At 71.3% G+C, this 17,979-nt stretch carries 15 protein-coding genes; 4 read left to right on the top strand and 11 right to left on the bottom strand.

Annotated elements, in window-relative coordinates; genetic code table 11:
- Nucleotides 1–8: 8 nt before the first annotated feature.
- A complete protein-coding gene (locus ACQEVI_RS13355; protein WP_432899410.1) occupies nucleotides 9–2,339 on the bottom strand; it encodes a hypothetical protein in 2,331 nt (776 codons plus the stop codon).
- Between the two features lie 175 nt (nucleotides 2,340–2,514).
- Here ACQEVI_RS13355 and ACQEVI_RS13350 point away from each other — a divergent pair, with 175 nt between their 5' ends.
- On the top strand, nucleotides 2,515–5,184 hold the full coding sequence (locus ACQEVI_RS13350; protein WP_432899407.1) for a DEAD/DEAH box helicase: 2,670 nt from the start codon (nucleotides 2,515–2,517) through the stop codon (nucleotides 5,182–5,184).
- 3 nt (nucleotides 5,185–5,187) lie between these two features.
- Here ACQEVI_RS13350 and ACQEVI_RS13345 read toward each other — a convergent pair whose 3' ends face one another.
- From ACQEVI_RS13345 to ACQEVI_RS13305, 9 genes are all read right to left on the bottom strand, one after another.
- Nucleotides 5,188–5,421, bottom strand: coding sequence for a helix-turn-helix transcriptional regulator (locus ACQEVI_RS13345; protein ID WP_357503166.1), 234 nt, complete (start codon nucleotides 5,419–5,421; stop codon nucleotides 5,188–5,190).
- Nucleotides 5,422–5,424: 3 nt separating this feature from the next.
- Complete coding sequence (locus ACQEVI_RS13340; RefSeq protein WP_432899403.1) at nucleotides 5,425–6,297, bottom strand: ABC transporter permease; 873 nt, start codon at nucleotides 6,295–6,297, stop codon at nucleotides 5,425–5,427.
- Nucleotides 6,294–7,256: an ABC transporter ATP-binding protein gene (locus ACQEVI_RS13335; protein ID WP_432899400.1), complete on the bottom strand. Its 963-nt coding sequence runs from the start codon at nucleotides 7,254–7,256 to the stop codon at nucleotides 6,294–6,296. Before ACQEVI_RS13335 ends, ACQEVI_RS13340 begins: the two co-directional genes overlap by 4 nt.
- Before the next feature lie 54 nt (nucleotides 7,257–7,310).
- Entirely contained in the window at nucleotides 7,311–7,712 is a 402-nt protein-coding gene (locus ACQEVI_RS13330; RefSeq protein ID WP_432899397.1) for an Rv3654c family TadE-like protein, read from the bottom strand.
- Nucleotides 7,709–8,053, bottom strand: a complete 345-nt coding sequence (locus tag ACQEVI_RS13325; RefSeq protein WP_432899393.1) for a TadE family type IV pilus minor pilin — start codon at nucleotides 8,051–8,053, stop codon at nucleotides 7,709–7,711. Before ACQEVI_RS13325 ends, ACQEVI_RS13330 begins: the two co-directional genes overlap by 4 nt.
- Nucleotides 8,054–8,056: 3 nt before the next feature.
- The gene (locus ACQEVI_RS13320) at nucleotides 8,057–8,278 is read right to left on the bottom strand and encodes a DUF4244 domain-containing protein (protein WP_432899390.1); all 222 of its coding nucleotides are present in this window, start codon (nucleotides 8,276–8,278) and stop codon (nucleotides 8,057–8,059) included.
- Nucleotides 8,279–8,454: 176 nt separating this feature from the next.
- Nucleotides 8,455–9,591, bottom strand: coding sequence for a type II secretion system F family protein (locus tag ACQEVI_RS13315; protein ID WP_432899387.1), 1,137 nt, complete (start codon nucleotides 9,589–9,591; stop codon nucleotides 8,455–8,457).
- A gap of 5 nt (nucleotides 9,592–9,596) precedes the next feature.
- A complete protein-coding gene (locus ACQEVI_RS13310) occupies nucleotides 9,597–10,757 on the bottom strand; it encodes a TadA family conjugal transfer-associated ATPase (RefSeq protein WP_432899384.1) in 1,161 nt (386 codons plus the stop codon).
- Nucleotides 10,754–11,542, bottom strand: coding sequence for a pilus assembly protein FlpE (locus tag ACQEVI_RS13305; RefSeq protein ID WP_432899381.1), 789 nt, complete (start codon nucleotides 11,540–11,542; stop codon nucleotides 10,754–10,756). The genes ACQEVI_RS13310 and ACQEVI_RS13305 overlap by 4 nt, the downstream gene beginning before the upstream one ends.
- A gap of 253 nt (nucleotides 11,543–11,795) precedes the next feature.
- Between ACQEVI_RS13305 and ACQEVI_RS13300 the strand changes: the two genes are divergently transcribed.
- A complete protein-coding gene (locus tag ACQEVI_RS13300; RefSeq protein WP_432899378.1) occupies nucleotides 11,796–12,626 on the top strand; it encodes an HAD family hydrolase in 831 nt (276 codons plus the stop codon).
- A 687-nt stretch (nucleotides 12,627–13,313) separates the two neighbouring features.
- Here ACQEVI_RS13300 and ACQEVI_RS13295 read toward each other — a convergent pair.
- Nucleotides 13,314–14,405, bottom strand: coding sequence for an NADH:flavin oxidoreductase/NADH oxidase (locus ACQEVI_RS13295; protein WP_432899375.1), 1,092 nt, complete (start codon nucleotides 14,403–14,405; stop codon nucleotides 13,314–13,316).
- A 181-nt stretch (nucleotides 14,406–14,586) separates the two neighbouring features.
- Here ACQEVI_RS13295 and acs point away from each other — a divergent pair, with 181 nt between their 5' ends.
- Complete coding sequence (acs, locus tag ACQEVI_RS13290) at nucleotides 14,587–16,617, top strand: acetate--CoA ligase (protein ID WP_432899372.1); 2,031 nt, start codon at nucleotides 14,587–14,589, stop codon at nucleotides 16,615–16,617.
- Between the two features lie 111 nt (nucleotides 16,618–16,728).
- The gene (gene mshD / locus ACQEVI_RS13285) at nucleotides 16,729–17,715 is read left to right on the top strand and encodes a mycothiol synthase (protein ID WP_432899369.1); all 987 of its coding nucleotides are present in this window, start codon (nucleotides 16,729–16,731) and stop codon (nucleotides 17,713–17,715) included.
- The last annotated feature ends 264 nt before the right edge of the window (nucleotides 17,716–17,979 follow it).

Raw genomic sequence — 17,979 nt, 5'->3', positions numbered from 1 at the left:
GCCTGCGCTCAGCGGATCAGACCGGTCGACCTGGACACGGACTTGGTCGTGTAGCCGGCAAGCGATCCCGTCACCACGACGGAGACCCGCTTACCCCTGGCCGAGGTCGGCACCCTGAACTTGGAGCGTGTCGCGCCCGCGACCGGCCTACCGTCGATCCTCCACTGGTGCGTCACCGTCGACGGCAACGGCGTCCACGTCCCGCGATACACCTGGAGCACCGAACCGACCCTGGCGGAACCCGCGATCGTGGGGGTCGGGGCGACGAACACGCCCGCCATTACCGCGGCCGTCGCGGGGCTGATCACGGTCTTCGTCGTGTAGCCGGACTTGGAACCGGTGATCGCGACCGTGACCTTCTTTCCCTTGGCGGTGGCCGGGAGCTTCCAGTTGTACGCCGTTGCCCCGGAGACAGCTCGCCCGTCCAGGCGCCACTGGTACTTGACCGCCGTCGGCTCCGGTGTCCAGGGGCCTCGCGTCGCTGTCAGGGTCCTACCGACCCTGGGGGTGCCGGAGACCGACGGGGAGACGGGAGTCGAGAACGCCGGAGGCTTGATCGTCACCGTCCGCTGTGTGCTCCACGTCGGGGCATCGGGGAAGGCGCTGTACGTGAACGTCAGCGTCTTGGTTCCCACGCCCAGAGCCTGCCCGTCGAGCGACAGTTCCTCGGTGCGCTCGTCGAAGGACGCACTGCCGACGGTGGTCGAGCCGGACTTGACCGTCACAGTCCCGTACGGGGTGACGGCATCCGCGCTGAGGGTGACCAGGGCCGTGGGAACGTCGCCGAGCGTGAACGACGTCGGACCGGTCACCGTGATGGCGGGAGGAGTCGTCGCAGTGCTGCCGGATCCGACGTAGAACTCGTAGGTGGCCGGCAGACTGCGGTTGCCTGCCCGGTCGATCGCCTCGACCGTCAGGTAGTTCCGACCTGATCGAGTCGGCGTGAAGTTCAGTACCGTGTTCTCAGTAGCGGCGATCTCCCACGACGCTGCCTGCGAGTTGATGCCGTATCGATATGTCCGGACATCGTTCGACGGGCTCTCGATCAGAAACGAACCCGGAACGCCCACGCCGCCTCGTCCGCTTCCGATGCCCTTGGTGTAGACCGCTTGCCCGCCCACGACAGGCGTCACCACGGGCGGTTCTGGTCGCACATAGTCGAGGTTGAACACGCACGAAGCCGATGGTCCTACCCGGCCACCGACATCTGTCCCGAACACAGTCCACACGTATCGCCCATAGGTCAGTGCCAGGTCCTCGTTAATTGGAATGCTGGCCTGATGGACGGTGGGTCGGCCGAAAAGAGTCCACCCTTCTTGCTCCCAAAGCACCTTGTCGGGCGCATCCGCGCGAGCAAGGCGGAACGTCGCATACACCACCCCGGCACCGGTTGCGTCTGCCCGGGGGTCGGGATCGACGATGGAAGCCGTGAGGAAGGGGTAGTCCCGCACAACCGGTTCCCCGTCGCACGACTGCTGACCGGCTCGTGTCTCGACGGTGAGGTCAGTGGGCATGAACGGCGCCCTGTTGAAGCGGATGACCAGAGTCGCGCGCGGCTCGAACGAGTTCCACCCGCACGTCATGCACGTCTCGTCCGCGGCCCGAACACCGACAGTCACTGACGAGCGATTCGCACGCGCGGCATTGACCGCGAGCTGCATAGCGTCGAAGTCGAACAGGCCTGTGTATTCGGGGGACTGCTCACACGCTGCCCCGTAAGACTCGATGCCGCCGACCCGTAGCTCTTCGGTCCACTCCGCGGTGCTCGCCCAGTCGGTGCTGGCCGAGATCCGCGGAATGTCGTAGAGGTCCAGGCGGTTCGGAGTGCAGTTCACCTCGTCGAGCCACACGTCGGCACCGTGCGCGTAGAGCACGGCCGACGTGATGTCCTCTGGTTCCAGGCCAGCGAGAAGCTCGATGCCGTCGAACTGCCAGGCGAGTCGTTGAATACCTGCGGTAGCACAACCCTTGGCGTACTCGGCGGGGTCGCAGTAGCCGACCCACTGGGTACCGGTCCAGCCGTAACCCGAGGGCCCCGTCGGCCTGAGAGCGGTGAGTTCCGTGTGCTCCTTCACGATGGAGGCCGATGTCTCAAGCAGCATCGAACCCTCGGGCTCGGCGAACAGCGCCGCCCCGTCCCCACTTGCGCCGAGCACCCTGACGTCTTCGGCACACACGGCGGCGAGCGCCACAGCCGCCGCCTCGTCTTCAGCGGTGCCGTCGCACTCGGCCGCAGATGCAGCCGAGACTTCAGCGGAAGCCGCGACCGTGGCGGGCGTGGCAAACGCCGCGAACACCAACCCGACCGCTGCTGCTCCGGCAATCAGGGAGCGTTTCATCATGTCCTCCTGCGGCTATTACGTGGACCGGTGTGACGGCGCGAACCTACCTGCGCCAAGGCGCACGATTTAGCCATTTAACGGGTGAACTATTCGGACTTGAACATGTCCCTACCGGTCACGTCGGACATCCTGACCGCCTCTTGAGGGACGCCCCGATGCGAGACTGTCCACCGTGTCCGACGCCCCCACCCACCCCCTCCTCGACGTGCTGCTCGCCGGTGGCGCGCGCGCCGAGCGGCTGACGGCGTCGCGCATCTTCCCGGAGCGCACCGCCGAGCATGCCGACTGGCCGCGCTGGGCCGACGCCACGGTGGTGCAGGGGTACCGGAAGCTGGGCGTCGAGCGGCCGTGGACGCACCAGGCGCTGGCCGCAGACCTCGTCCACCAGGGCCGGCACACCGCCCTGGCCACCTCGACGGGGTCGGGCAAGTCGCTCGCGTTCTGGCTCCCCGCGCTGTCCGCCGTCCGGACCGCCGCCGCAGCCGCCACGCTCGATCCCGGGAACATCGCGTCGGCGCGCGTCCGACCCACGACGATCTACCTCAGCCCCACGAAGGCCCTGGCCGCCGACCAGCTGAGCGCGCTCGAACGCATCCTCGACGCGGCGGGCACGCGCGACGTCCGCGTCGCGACGTGCGACGGCGACACCTCCCGCGAGGAACGCTCCTGGGTGCAGGACCACGCCGACGTCGTCCTGACGAACCCCGACTTCCTCCACTACGCCCTCCTCCCGAACCATCGCCGCTGGTCACGGCTGCTCAAGGGCCTGCGGTACGTGGTGGTCGACGAGGGGCACGCCTACCGCGGCGTCTTCGGTGCGCACGTCTCGCTGGTGCTGCGGCGGCTCGCGCGCCTCGCGGCGCGGTACGGGGAGGGTTCGCCCACGTTCGTCGTCGCCTCCGCGACGACGGCGCAGCCGGCGGTCAGCGCGGCCCGCCTCATCGGCGTCGCGCCCGACGACGTCACCGCCGTCACCGAGGACGCCTCGCCCTCCGGACGCCGGACGGTCGTGCTCTGGCAGCCTCCGGAGATCGTCGGCTGGCGGCCACCCGCCGACGACGGTGCGGGGGCGGACGCCGGTCCCGAGGCCCGCTCGTCCCAGCGCGAGCTGTCCGTCGAGGAGCCGACGTCGATGCGCCGGGTCGCCGTCGCCGAACCCGACCCCTGGGCACTGCCTGCCGATGCGCCCGATACGGCGCCCACCTCGGAACCCGATCCGAAGGCCGAGCCCGTAGCGACCGAGGCACCGCCGGAGCATCCGCGCCGGTCCGCGACCGCGGAGGTCGCCGACCTGCTCGCCGACCTGTCCGCGGCCGGCGCCCGCACCCTCGCGTTCACCCGGTCCCGGCGTGGCGCGGAGTCGGTCGCCCAGCAGGCCCGCGACCACCTGCGGCACGCGGCCCCGGACGCCGCCCGCCGGATCGCGGCATACCGCGGCGGCTACCTCCCGGAGGAGCGCCGCGAGCTGGAGCAGGCCCTGCGCACCGGCGACCTGCTCGGCCTCGCGACGACCAACGCGCTGGAGCTCGGCGTGGACATCTCCGGTCTGGACGCGGTGCTGATCGCCGGCTGGCCCGGCACGCGCATGTCGCTCTGGCAGCAGGCGGGGCGCGCCGGGCGGGCGGGCGCGGACGGCCTTGTCGCATTCGTCGCGCGGGAGGATCCGCTGGACACCTACCTCGTGACGCATCCCGAGGCGGTGTTCGACGCCCCGCTCGAAGCCACGGTGTTCGACCCCGCGAACCCGCACGTGCTCGCGCCGCACCTGTGCGCGGCGGCTCAGGAGGCACCGCTCCGGTCCGAGGACCTCGCCACCTTCGGTCACCCCGACCACGTCCGCGGGATCCTGGACGTGCTGGTCGCCCGGGGTGCGCTCCGGCGTCGGACGTCCGGGTGGTACTGGACGCATGCCCAGGGTGCCGCTGGCCTCACCGACCTGCGCGGGGCGGGCGGCACGCCGGTGCGCGTGGTGGAGCAGGGCACCGGCCGCATGCTCGGCACCGTCGACGCGGCGTCGGCGGACGGCCAGGTGCACGACGGCGCCGTCTACGTGCACCAGGGCACCACCTACGTGGTGGCGCACCTCGACCTGACCGACCACACCGCCGTCGTGCAGCGGCGCAGGCTCGACTACGGCACATGGTCCCGTTCCGTGATGTCGGTGGCCATCGAGGGCTGGGACGAGGACACCCCGGGGTCCGGCGACCCGGGTGCCGAGGACGCGAGCGGTCGCGCGGACGGCCCCGGCCATGACCTCGTCACCCGGGAGTGGGGACCGATCACCTGGGGCCTCGGCCCGGTCGAGGTGACGTCGCAGGTGGTGAGCTTCCAACGGCGGCGCGTCCCGGACATGCAGGTGCTGGGGACCGAGCAGCTGGAGCTGCCCGAGCACACCCTCGGCACCGTCGCCGTCTGGTGGTCGGTGCCCGAGTTCGTGCTGCGGGCCGCCGACATCACGCCGGAGCAGGCGCCGGGTGCGCTGCACGCCGCCGAGCACGCGTCGATCGGCCTGCTGCCGCTGCTCGCGACGTGCGACCGGTGGGACCTCGGCGGGGTGTCGACGGAGCTCCACCCGGACACGGGCGAGGCGACGGTGTTCGTCTACGACGCCTATCCGGGCGGTGCCGGCTTCGCGGAGCGGGCCTACGACCTGGGTGCGACATGGCTCCGGGCCACCCGTGACGCGATAGCGGCCTGCCCCTGCGCCGACGGGTGCCCGGCGTGCGTCCAGTCGCCGAAGTGCGGCTCGTACAACGCGCCGCTCGACAAGGCCGCCGCCGTGCGGCTTCTCGACGCCGTGCTGTCCCACGACCCCCGCGCCACCCTCGCCGAGGCCCGCTGAGCCCTACTCGCCCAGGCGCTTGAACGGGGTCGTCGAGAACACCACCTCAACGGCGACGCCGAAGTACTCGGCGATGCGCAGTGCGAGAAAGAGCGACGGACTGTACTCACCCCGTTCGAGGTACCCGACCGTCTGGTAGTGCACCCCGAGCGCCTCCGCCAGCTCACGCCGCGAGATGCCCCGCTCGGCACGCAGCATCGCTATGCGGTTGTGGACGACGTCGGACTGCTCTGCCACCACTCAGTACCCCTTGGTCATGTAGCGCTCTCGCGCCGCCGCGACCGTGGAGCCCGACTCTCGCCTGGCCATCCTGCGGAGCACGATCGGCGCGAGCACCATACCCACGACCGCCCAGACCCCGAGCACAGCGAACATCTCGACCGTGCGCCACGACTCCCCGATCTCCGCCGCGACCATGGCCTCCGGGAGCATCGCCGACCGGGCACCGAGCCCCAGCCAGTAGTACGGGAACGCCTGCCCCACCCACTGCAACCACTCGGGCAGCGCCGTGATCGGGTAGAAGATCCCTGACGGCACGATCAGGAGCATCGACCCGAGGAACAGCAGCCCGGTCTGGGACGCCGTCTTGAACAGCGACCCGAGCGCCACGCTGATCGGGACCGTCGCGACCATCCCCACCACGAAGATCAGCACCAGCAGGATCGCGGTACGGGCATCCAGCCGCAGGTCACCCGCGACTGTGAACGCCGGGATCACCAGCGCGACGAGGCTCACGAGCGTGGTCAGCGCGAACAGCAGGATCTTGCCGACGAGGTAGCCGATCATCCCGTTGGGTGTGGCCTTCGCGCGCAGCAGCGTCCCGTCCTCGCGGTCGACCGCGATGGTGCTGGCGGGCCCGGTCAGCCCGCCGAACGCGATCGACATGCCGACCAGGCTGGGCAGCACCATGGCACCCAGCGCGAAGTCGGTTCCGGGCACGGTACTGCCGCGCATGAACAGCAGCACCACCGCGTAGATCACCGGGAACGCCACGATCCAGACGACGTCGCCCGGCTCCTGGAGCGAGTACTTGGTCTCGAGCCAGCCGCGGGAGAGCCCTGCCCGCACGGCCGCCCATCGCACGTCGGTCGGGGTGGACGTCGGTGTGGTCATGACTGCGCCTCCTCGGTCTGCTCGGTCTCTGTCGTCTCTGTCCGTCGCGCAGGGCCGCTCTCGGCCCGGTGGACGAGCGACATGTACGTGTCCTCGAGGCTCGCTCGCTTGACCTCGAGCTCGGTGGCCCCCGGTTCGTGCGCCAGGAGCTCACGGACGAACTGGGTCGGGTCACCCTCGGTCACGGCGTGCACGTGCCGGCGTCCTTCGGACGTCCAGCGCACCTCCGCCTGAGTGGTCAGCTCGCGGGCGAGCTGCTCCGCGGACCCGTTGGCGACGATGGTGCCCCCGTCGAGCACGAGGATCCGGTCGGCCAGCTTCTCGGCCTCGTCCAGGTCGTGCGTGGTGAGCAGGACAGTCGTGTTCTCGAAGTCGGCAAGGCGGTGCACCAGGTCGTGGAACTCCCGGCGGGCGTGCGGGTCGAAGCCCGCCGTCGGCTCGTCGAGGAAGACGAGCTCAGGTCGCCCGACGATGCCGATCGCCACGTCCAGGCGACGGCGCTGCCCTCCGGACAGCTTCTGCACCTTCGCGTTGGCGTGCTCCGCGAGGCCGACCACACCGATCAGCTCCTCGACGTCCCACGGCCGCTTGACCTCGGGGGTCGAGTACGGGCCGTAGAACCGCGCGAGATACCCGAGCAGGTCCCGCACCCGCCAGCGGCCGTGGTCCCGCCACGACTGGAGCACCACACCCAGCCGCGCGCGCCATGCCTCGTCAGCGTGCGCCGGATCCTGTCCGAGCACCGACACCTCGCCGGCCGACCGCATGCGGAAGCCCTCGAGGATCTCGATGGTGGTGGTCTTGCCGGCGCCGTTGGGGCCGAGCAGGGCGAGGACCTCGCCCCGGTACGCCTCGAACGAGACCCCCGTGAGCACGTCTTTCGTCCCGTATCGCATTCGTAGGTCGCGCACGTCGAGCGCCACATCGCCCGACGGCGGAGATACGTTCCGCGCACTCATCGCATCTTCCGTACTCCTCATAGCAGGAATACTACGAGTCGTATTGAACGCATGTCACTCCCTTTTCGCACCGGGTTCGCCAGGATCACCCGCTCGGGGCCCGGCTCTCGCACTCGCCCGTGCCTCGCCGAGGGCACCGCCCGGGCCTGCCGCGACACGTGTCGCGACCACCCGCACCACGCCGCCGCCGAGTTCCTCGCAGGCGGCGACCGCCGCCCCGTTGCGCGCCACGGCGGTCCTTGCCGTCCCGCACGGATCGAAGCCGTCCCGCAGCGCGGTCGCGCCGGCGAGCGCGCCGAGATCCGCTGCGGCCTGCGCCGCCCCGCGCGCATTCTGGGCAGCGCCGAGAGCGGCGATACCGAGTGCGAGCACCAGGATCGCGGCGATGACTCCGAGCACCAGTACCGTTCCGGCGCCACGTTCGGTGCATCGCTCGGTGCATCGCTCGGTACTCACGGCTCCACCCATGCCGTCGCCGCGCCCGTGGCCCGCAGCGTCCCCGACAACCAGCCGCCCGCCACCGGCCGTGTCACTGTCACACGTACCCATCCGCCCTCGTGCGCGAGCGCCAGCTCCGCCTCAGGACCGCCGACCCTGGCCACCGCCGCGCTCACCGCCGGCCCCTGCTCCCCGATCGCCAGCGCCCGCGCTCCCGCGCGGGCCGCGTCCATGGCGCGCATCTGCGCCGTGGACGCGGCCGCGAGGGTGAGCACGGCGACGAGCACGAGGACCACGACGGGTAGGCCGATGGCCAGCTCGGCCGTCACCGTGCCCCGCTCCGACCCACGCTCCGTCATGGATCAGCCGATCGTGAGCGCCGACTGGACCAGCGACGTGAGCGTCGCCTTCACGTCTCCGCCCTTCAGGATGACCATCAGGACACCCGCGAACCCGGCGGCCGCGATAGTCGCGATCGCGTACTCGGCCGTAGCCAGCCCTCGCTCCGACTCGCGGTCGTCGGCCTCCGCCTGTGGCCGGTCGTCCGGTTCGGGGCAGGCCGCAGCGGTCTTTGTCCTTGTCATGTCTTCTCCGTCTCCGCCCGTTGCCGGGCTGTCTGACCCGCACGCGGGCCGGTTCTCCATGGCTCGCGTGCGGGCCATCTCTCATGACCCGCGCAGCGGGTCCCGCCCGCCGTGCGGCGGACGGCGTCGGCGCCCCTGAGCGCGCCGAAGCTTGTTCATCCCTGCCCGACCTCGGCTCAGCCGGCGAGCAGGTCGATCCCGAGTGCCAGCAGCACGGGAACGAGGCCCAACAGCACGAACGCGGGGAGGTAGCAGGCGCCCAGCGGGAGCACGAGCCGCACTCCGAGGCGAGCGGCTGCGGTCCGCGCGTCGGCCCTCTGCTCGTGCCGTACCTCCTCGCCAGCCGCCCGGAGTGCCTCGCCCGGTGCGGCGCCGTCCAGCCAGGCACCGCGCAGGGCTCGGACCATCGGGGCCAGCTCCCCGGAGACGCCGGTCCAGGCGCGCTCCCAGGCCGCTCCGAGCACGAGGGCGTGCCCGGCCCTGGTGAGCACCACCCCGTCGGCTCCGCCGACAGCCGCGCCGGTGGCCTTCAACGCTCGTGGCACGCCGGCCCCGGACCGCAGGGCGGCGGCCGCCAGCTCCAGCACCACCTGGACGTCCACACCTGGCCGGTCGGCACCGCAGGCAGCGGCCACCAGCCGGTCCGACCAGACCCGGCCGGCGACGAGCAGCACCAGCCCCGCCCCCACGGCCAGGCTGCCGACGCCCCCGTCCGTAGCCGTACCCACGGGGTCGGCCCCGAGCGCCCATCCGAGGAACCCACCGACGATCGGCAGCCACATGAGCAGCCGCCCCGTCGTCCGGGGGCCGGCGAGGGCGGCTTCCCGCTCAGCTCGCGACTCGGCCTCCGCGACGAGCGTCCCGGCGACCTGTTCGAGGACCCGGCCGAGCGGTGCGCCGACGTCGAGCGCGAGCCGGGTCGCCGCGACCACTGCCTCCGCATGCCGCGCCCCGAGCACGCGCGTGAGGCCGTCGACGTCGGGTACGCCCGTGAGGTCCACGCCCACGCCTACCGCACGCGACCACGACGCACCCGGTGACGACCCTGCCCTGAGCAGCGCCACCACCTGCATCACGACCATCCGGACGTCGCCGCCCGGGCCGCGTTCGGCTCGGAACCGGCGACCCTGTCGCGCCGCGGACGTCACGTCCGGCCCGGGCCCGACGCCGACGAGCATGCCGGTGGGGCCACCTGTGTCCGGTTGAGCTCCTGGGGCCGAGGGTACGAGGACCTCCCGCAACCGGCGACCGCCACGTGCCAGCACCAGCCAGGCACCGAGTGCGACGAGCAGCCCCACGCCGAGTGACTCCACGAGGCTCACCACGGCCCGTACCTGCCGACCAGCTCGCGCCACGCGTCCGGCTCGACCGCGCAGCCACCTCTGCCGTCCCACCGGGCCACCGGGCGGACCTCAAGCTCGCCGCTCGGCCCGCGACCCACTCGCCCGATCTCCGCCAGGTACCGGGCGGCGCTCGACCGGCGGAGGTGCAGCACCACGTCCAGGGCGCCTGCGGCCTGCGCGGCCACCGCCTCGCGGGTCATCCCTGCCAGGCCCGCGAGCGCCTCCAACCGTGCGGGCACCACTGCCACGGCATTGGCGTGCAGGGTCGCGAAGCCGCCGTCGTGTCCGGTGTTCATGGCCATGAGGACCTCGCGGACCTCGGCTCCGCGGCACTCGCCGAGCACTATGCGGTCGGGCCGCATACGCAGCGCGTTGCGCACGAGGTCGGCGAGGTCCACGATGCCCGCCCCCTCGACGTTGGCGCGACGAGCGGCCAGGTGCACCACGTGCGGGTGCGTCGGCCGCAGCTCGCGCGCTTCCTCGACGGTCACCACGCGCTCGTCGTCGGGCACGAGGGAGAGCAGAGCGGCAAGCAGCGTGGTCTTTCCCGTGCCCGTGCCGCCGCTGATCAGCACGTTCGCTCGCCGCAGCACGAGGGCGCGCAGCAGGCCCGCCCACTGGCCAGGCAGGGCGCCGGCGGTCACCAGCTCGTCGAGAGCGAAGGCTCGGGTGCGCAGCACTCGCAAGGAGATCACCGCACCGGCCTCGGCGAGCGGTTCCAGCACGGCGTGCAGGCGGGTGCCGTCCGGCAGGCGCGCGTCCACGGTCGGGCAGGCGTCGTCGAGCCGCTGTCCGCCGAGCGCGGCGAGCCGGACCGCCAGCCCTCGTACGGCGGTGGCCGTACCGAGGTTCACCGAGACCTGCTCGAGGCCTGCGCCTCTGTCGACCCACACGTCGTCCGGTCCGTTGACGAGCACGTCGGTGACGTCGGGTGCGTCGAGGAGCGCCTGCAGCGGCCCGGCGCCCGTGAGCTCGGCGCGGGCGGCATGCTCCAGGTCCCGCAGCGCGTCGGACCCCAGCACCCGTCCGGAGTCTCGAACGGCATCGCGGACGGCAGCCCCCGCGCCGGTACGACCGGTCGCGAGGCGCGCGCGGACGTCGTCGAGCAGGGAGATCTCACCGACCGGCGCACTCACAGCGCACCCGCCGCGTCGGCAGCGAACCTGCCGAGCGTGGCCCGGTGCGACATCGCCGGTCCTTCGCCCCGTTCGACCGCCCGGGCCAGCCCCGAGTCGCGATCCATCATCGCGACCACCGGCAGCCCGAGCGCGGCTGACACGTCTTCCTCGTCGACCGAGCCAGGCGCCGGGCCCCGCACCACCAGTCGCACGTCCGGTACGCCCGCACCCCGCAGCGCGTCGCGCACCCGCCCCGCGCCCATGATCGCGGGCAGCGTCAGCGGCACCACGAGCAGCGCCGTGTCGCAGCCGGCCAGCAGGGTGCGCACGGCCAGGCCGTCACTGCCCGGCGCCTCGGCGGCAGCTCCCCTGCCCCGTCGGGTGACCGAGCCCCAGGCGCCCGGCCGTGGCAGGTCGAGCACCAGGGACTCGCCCGCCCGCACCAGCCCGCGGCAGACGTCGAGCACCACGTCATCCTCGGGCGGCGCGCCCGAGGACGTACCGCTCAGCACGGGCACCATGCCCCAGCGGGGCAGCGCGGCCACCACCCCGGCGCCCTCGACCTCGCCACGTGCCTCGACGAGGTCCGGCCAGCGGGCGCCGCGCCCGCCGTCGGCCCCCAGAAGCAGGTCCGTGCCCGGTCCGTGCGCGTCGAGGTCGACGAGTGTGGCTCGTTCCCCGTCCCGGCGCAGGCCGTGAGCCACGCATGCGGCCACCACTGACGCGCCCGCTCCGCCGCACGCGCCCACCACGCCGATCAACCGCCCCGGCTCCGGAACCACGCCACCCACTGTGCTGACCATCGCCGCCTCCTTCGTCCGGGCCGTCCCGGGCTGTCTGCCGGGCTCCGGAACCAGGTTGGGCGTTCGGCGCCGGGCAGCGATGCCCCGGTCGGCTCGGCTGTGCACAGGTCGTGGGTATTGATGCTTGTGGTCGGGCTCGCTCCCCCGTCCTGTCGTGTCCGGGGTCTGTGGGTCGAGCTGACGAGTTTCATCCGAACGGCGGCACGCCCCGCTTGTGGCCGCCTCGGACGGACGGCGCCGTTAGGCTCGTCGCGTGACCGAGCAGGTTCCCCAGATCGCCACTCGACCGACCTCGCACGCCCCGCGTACGGCCGCGTTCTTCGATCTCGACAAGACGATCATCGCCACGAGCTCGTCGGCGGCTTTCTCCAAGCCGTTCCTGGCGGGCGGGCTGCTCTCGCACGCCGACGTGCTGCGCAGCGCCTACGCCCATTTCGTCTTCATGATCGGCAACGCCGACGCCGACCAGACCGAACGGATGCGCGCACATCTGTCGTCGCTCGTGACGGGCTGGGACGTGGAAAAGGTCCGGCAGATAGTCACCGAGACGGTGCACGAGCTCATCGACCCCTACGTCTACGCGGAGGCGGTCGAGCTCATCGCCGAGCATCACGCGGCGGGCAGGGACGTGGTCGTGGTGTCCGCGTCGGCCGCCGTGCTGGTCGAGCCCATCGCTGCCGCTCTCGGCGCGGACCACGTGCTCTCCACCCAGATGAGCGTCGCGGACGGGCGATTCACCGGCAAGATCGACTTCTACAACTACGGCGACAACAAGGCGGTGGGCATCCGCCGGCTCGCCGTGCAGGAGCAGTACGACCTCGCCGGTAGCTTCGCCTACTCCGACTCCATCACGGACGCCCCGATGCTCGCCGCCGTCGGCCACGCCTACGTGGTCAACCCGGACCGCGTCCTGAAGCGGCGAGCGGCCCAGTCCGGTTGGGGTGTCCTCGCGTTCACGCGGCCGATCGCGCTGCGCCCGCGCATCGAGCCCGTCCCGGTCATCGCGGTCGTCGGCGTGGCAGTCGTGGGTGTCGCCGTCTGGCTGATCTGGCGCGCGGCCCGACGCCGGTCCCGCCGCGGCTGACGACGCACGATATTCGCTCGACCGGCGCACCCGTGGTACCAGAGGTCCGGTTTCCTGCGAGGTCGGTAGTCGGCATCGAGATCGGTCCAGCGCTGGACCGATCTCGATGCCAACTGCCGACTTGGCGATCCAAAAGAAGCAGACTGCCGACTTGGCGACCCCAGCACGATTCGCGACCGTCCCGGGCCTGCAGCAAGGTCGTCCGGACCACCCCATCAGGTCAAGCCCAGGCAAGGCCAAATATTTTCGCCGCCAATTGCCAACATGACAGGAATTGGCAATTGTGAAGATCAGTCCGCTCCAGTTGCTTTTGTTAGCTGAAGGCAGTGTGATTGTGTTCACAGCAAGCATTCAGGGCGGAAGGGACCGTGCTCTGGGTACCGAAAGGGTGTTGACCCGATCGGACAGCAAGCGAAGTGCACGGTCACCCCGCCCAGCTGGTGAGAGCGACATCCGGCTTGAGGATGCTCCCGGACGTCGTACTCGTAGACCGAGATCTCGCCACCGCAGTGGCCGGGCCCTCGCACTTCCGGATCGCGAACGGAAAATTGCGAGGAGCCCGGCCGCACGGCGAATCGTTTCGCGGAATGCACGCTCGCTGGAAAAGAATCACCACGCTCACATTCCTCCCGGCGTTGAAACGCCGCAGGCACAGGAATCGCGTTCAGCACACAGCCCCGCAGCAGGTCACCGCCACTGCGCGCGCGCATACTGCGGCTGCGTCCCCGCACCGGACTCCACAGGTTGAGTCCCGATCTTCTCGCCCAGGGTGTGCGCCGCCCGCAGCGGCCAGTACGGATCACGCAGCGCCTCGCGACCGAGCATGACGGCGTCCGCCGAACCCTCCACGAGAATCTGCTCGGCCTGGGCCGGCTCGCTGATGAGCCCCACGGCGCTCACCGGCAGCCCGGTGGCCTCCCGCACGCGGCGCGCGTACGGAACCTGGTAACCCGGCCCGACAGCGATCTTCGCCGGCGCCACGCCACCCGTCGACACGTCGATCAGGTCCGCACCCAGCGTGCCCAGGCGACCGGCGACCGCCGCGACGTCGTCGACCCCGAGGCCGTCGTCACGCCAGTCGGTACCGGACAGCCGCACCAGCACCGGCAGCTCGTCCGGCCAGACGGACCGCACAGCCCCGACCGTCTCCTCGACGAGCCGCGAGCGCCCGTCCGGCGACCCGCCGTACTCGTCGGTACGGGAGTTCGCGAGCGGCGACAGGAACTGGTGGAGCAGGTATCCGTGCGCCGCGTGCACCTCTACCGTGTCGAAACCCGCCTCACGGGCGCGGCGCGCGGCCGCGGCGAACTGCTCAGGGATGTCGGCCACCTGCTCGGCGGACATCTCCGCCGGGGTGCCGAGCCCGGGGAACGGTACGGGCGACGGGCCGAGGGTCGGCCAGCCCCCGTCGGCCGCCGGGACGGTGCCCTGCAACGGGGACCAGGGGCGGAAGGTGGACGCCTTGCGTCCCGCGTGCGCGAGCTGGATGCCGATGCGGCCACCACGTTCGTGCACGAAGTCGACTATCCGTTTCCAGGCGACTACCTGCTCGTCGTTCCAGATGCCTGTGTCCTGGGGCGAGATCCGGCCCTCCGGCACGACGGCGGTCGCCTCGGTCAGCACCAGCCCGAACCCACCGACGGCGCGCGCGCCCAGGTGCACGAGGTGCCAGTCGTTCGGCATCCCGTCCGACGCGGAGTACTCGCACATCGGCGACAGCCATACCCGGTTGGCGACCGACAGGTCGCGCAGGGTGATCGGTTCGAAGAGAAGGCTCACGCCAGCCCCCAACGCGGCCGGTCCCCGGGCAATTCCGGGTGGCCCGACCGGTGTCTCAGGTGGTGACACCGGATTGTGAGGACTGTCACCGTCCGGGACTACACTCACCGACCAGAGAGACGTCAAGGCAGTACCAAGCACCTGCCTGAAACAAACGCGAAGACGCGCACCGGAGGTCACCGTGACAGACACCAACCCGACGTCGGGCTCGGCAGCCAGCCCCAGCCTCGAGAACCTGCTGCACGAGACCCGGAGCTTCCCGCCCAGCGAGGAGTTCGCGGCTCAGGCGAACGCGAAGGCCGACCTGTACGAGAAGGCGTCGGCGGACCGCCTGGGGTTCTGGGCCGAGCAGGCCCGGGAGCTCGTGACCTGGAAGACGCCGTTCACCGAGACCCTCGACTGGAGCGGCGCCCCCGTCGCACGCTGGTTCGCGGACGGCACGCTGAACGCCGCGTACAACGCGGTGGACCGGCACGTCGAGGCGGGCAACGGCGACCGCGTCGCCATCCACTTCGAGGGCGAGCCCGGCGACACCCGCACGGTCACGTACGCCGACCTGCAGGAGGAGGTGTCCCGCGCGGCGAACGCCCTGACCACGCTCGGCGTGCAGACCGGCGACCGCGTGGTCATCTACCTGCCGATGCTCGTCGAGTCCGTGGTGGCCATGCTGGCCTGCGCCCGCATCGGCGCCGCGCACTCCGTGGTCTTCGGCGGCTTCTCGGCGGACGCCCTGCGCAGCCGGATCGCCGACGCGGAGGCCACGCTGGTGATCACTGCCGACGGCGGTTTCCGCCGCGGCGCGCCGTCGGCCCTCAAGCCGGCCGTCGACGAGGCCCTCGCGCCCAAGGACGGCGCCGAGGCGACGACCGTCCAGAATGTGCTCGTCGTCCAGCGCACCAAGCAGGACGTCGACTGGGTGGAGGGCCGCGACGTCTGGTGGCACGAGGCGCTGGCTGCCGCGGACCCGGTGCACGAGCCCGTGGCCGTCGAGGCCGAGCACCCGCTGTTCATCCTGTACACGAGCGGCACCACGGGGAAGCCGAAGGGCATCCTGCACACCACCGGCGGCTACCTCACGCAGACCGCGTACACCCACAAGAACGTGTTCGACCTCAAGCCGGAGACCGACGTCTACTGGTGCACGGCCGACGTCGGCTGGGTCACCGGCCACTCCTACGTGGTCTACGGGCCGCTCGTGAACGGCGCGACGCAGGTCCTGTACGAGGGCACGCCCGACTCCCCGCACCGCGGCCGCTGGTGGGAGCTCATCGAGAAGTACAAGGTCTCGATCCTGTACACCGCACCCACCGCGATCCGTACCTGCATGAAGTGGGGCGACGACATCCCCGGCGGGTTCGACCTCTCCTCTCTGCGCGTCCTCGGTTCGGTGGGCGAGCCCATCAACCCCGAGGCGTGGATGTGGTACCGCCACGTCATCGGCGGCGACCGGACCCCGATCGTCGACACCTGGTGGCAGACCGAGACCGGCGCCATCATGATCAGCCCGCTCCCGGGTGTGACCGCGGCCAAGCCCGGCTCGGCCCAGGTCCCGCTGCCCGGCATCGTCGCGACGGTCGTCGACGACGAGGCGAAGCCCGTGCCCGACGGCGGTGGGGGCTACCTCGTGCTGTCCGAGCCGTGGCCGTCCATGCTCCGCGGCATCTGGGGCGACCTGGAGCGCTACAAGGAGACGTACTGGTCGCGGTTCGAGAACCTGTACTTCGCCGGCGACGGCGCCAAGAAGGACGACGACGGCGACATCTGGCTGCTGGGCCGCGTGGACGACGTCATGAACGTGTCCGGCCACCGCTTGTCGACCACGGAGATCGAGTCGGCGCTCGTGTCGAACCCGATCGTGGCGGAGGCGGCAGTCGTCGGCGCGAACGACGAGACGACCGGACAGGCCGTCGTCGCGTTCGTGATCCTGCGCGGTGAGCACGCGAACCGGGCGGCGACGCCGGAGGGTGCCGCCGAGGTGCAGAAGGAGCTGCGCGACCACGTGGGCAAGGAGATCGGCCCGATCGCGAAGCCGAAGAAGATCCTCGTGGTGCAGGAGCTGCCCAAGACCCGGTCCGGCAAGATCATGCGCCGCCTGCTGCGTGACGTCGCCGAGGACCGGGCGGTGGGCGACGCCACCACCCTCGCCGACTCCTCGGTGATGGACCTGATCACGGCGGGCCTGCAGGCGCCGTCGGCCACGTCAGAGGACTGACCCTCCCTCTCGTTGAGTGCTGGATATTTGTGGCTGATCCGGCCAGGAACCCACAAATATCCAGCACTCAACGAGAACGGCGGCCTGCGGCCGATGCAGGAAGATGGGTTCATGCGTATCGCTGCCCCTATCGAGATCGGCCCGCTCGACGCCGACGCCCAGCAGGCCGTCCGAGACCTGGCGGCCGCAGCCGAGTCCCACGACGGCGTAGCGCCGCTCTCCGAGCAGCCGCTGCTCAACCTGGGGACGGACGCGGAGTGGATCACGCACGTCGTTGCCCACACCACGTCGGGCAGCACCATCGGCTACGTCCAGGTCGACCGCTCGGGCGAGACCGCGAGCGCCGAGCTGGTGATCCATCCGGAGCACCGTCTGGGCGGCCGAGGCCGCATGCTCCTGAAGACCGCGGAACGTGACGCGACGCTCCCGTCCCGCTCCGGCGAGCCCGGCCAGCACGGCAAGCAGCTGCGGGTCTGGGCGCACGGCGACCTGGAGGCGGCCCGCGGCTTCGCCCGGGCGGCCGGCCTGCACCCGGTGCGTGAGCTTCTCTTCCTCACCCGCCCAACCACCCCGACCCGCCCAACCACCCCAGCGCGTCCCCTGGGACAGCCCGAGGCGCCGGAGCTGCCTGCGGCACCCGCCGGCTATCGCCTGCGCACGTTCCGCCCCGGGGTCGACGACGACGCCTGGCTCCGCGTCAACGCCCGCGCGTTCGCTACCCATCCGGAGCAGGGCCGGATGACCCTCGACGACCTGCGCGCGCGCCAGGCCGAGGAGTGGTTCGACCCCGAGGGCTTCTTCCTGCTCGTACCCGAGGGCGAGGACGCCGACCCGGTTGCGTTCCAGTGGACCAAGGTCGAGCCGGGCCGGCCGGACGGCGCACGCGACGGCGAGATCTACGTCCTCGGTGTGGACCCGAGCCATCAGGGCGAAGGCCTGGGCCGGCTGATGACGGATGTCGGGCTGGCGCACCTCGCACGTACCGGCGCGACGCGCGCCGTGCTGTACGTCGAGGGGGACAACGCGCCGGCTCTCGCGACGTACGAGCGGTCCGGGTTCACCCGGGCCGCAGTACACGTTCAGTATGCCCGCCCGTGACGAACGCTCTGCGAGAGTGTCACCCACTGTGTACCGAACGGTGACACCATGAACGACATGAAGGACAGTGCTGGGAACGCCTCCGCCAGGACCAGGGACAAGAACGGCCGATTCATGAAGCAGAGCCCTCGTACGACAAGCACCGCGAGCATGGACGGCGGGCCCGACGGACACCGGGACCGCCCCGGGAAGACCACCGACAGGACGGCGTCCGCCGAGGTGGCGGAGAAGTCCAAGCAGGCCGCCGGGCCGTCGCCCACGCCG

This window comes from Promicromonospora sp. CA-289599 (assembly GCF_050936155.1).
Lineage (GTDB): Bacteria > Actinomycetota > Actinomycetes > Actinomycetales > Cellulomonadaceae > Promicromonospora.
This window is presented reverse-complemented; position numbering and strand designations above follow the sequence as displayed.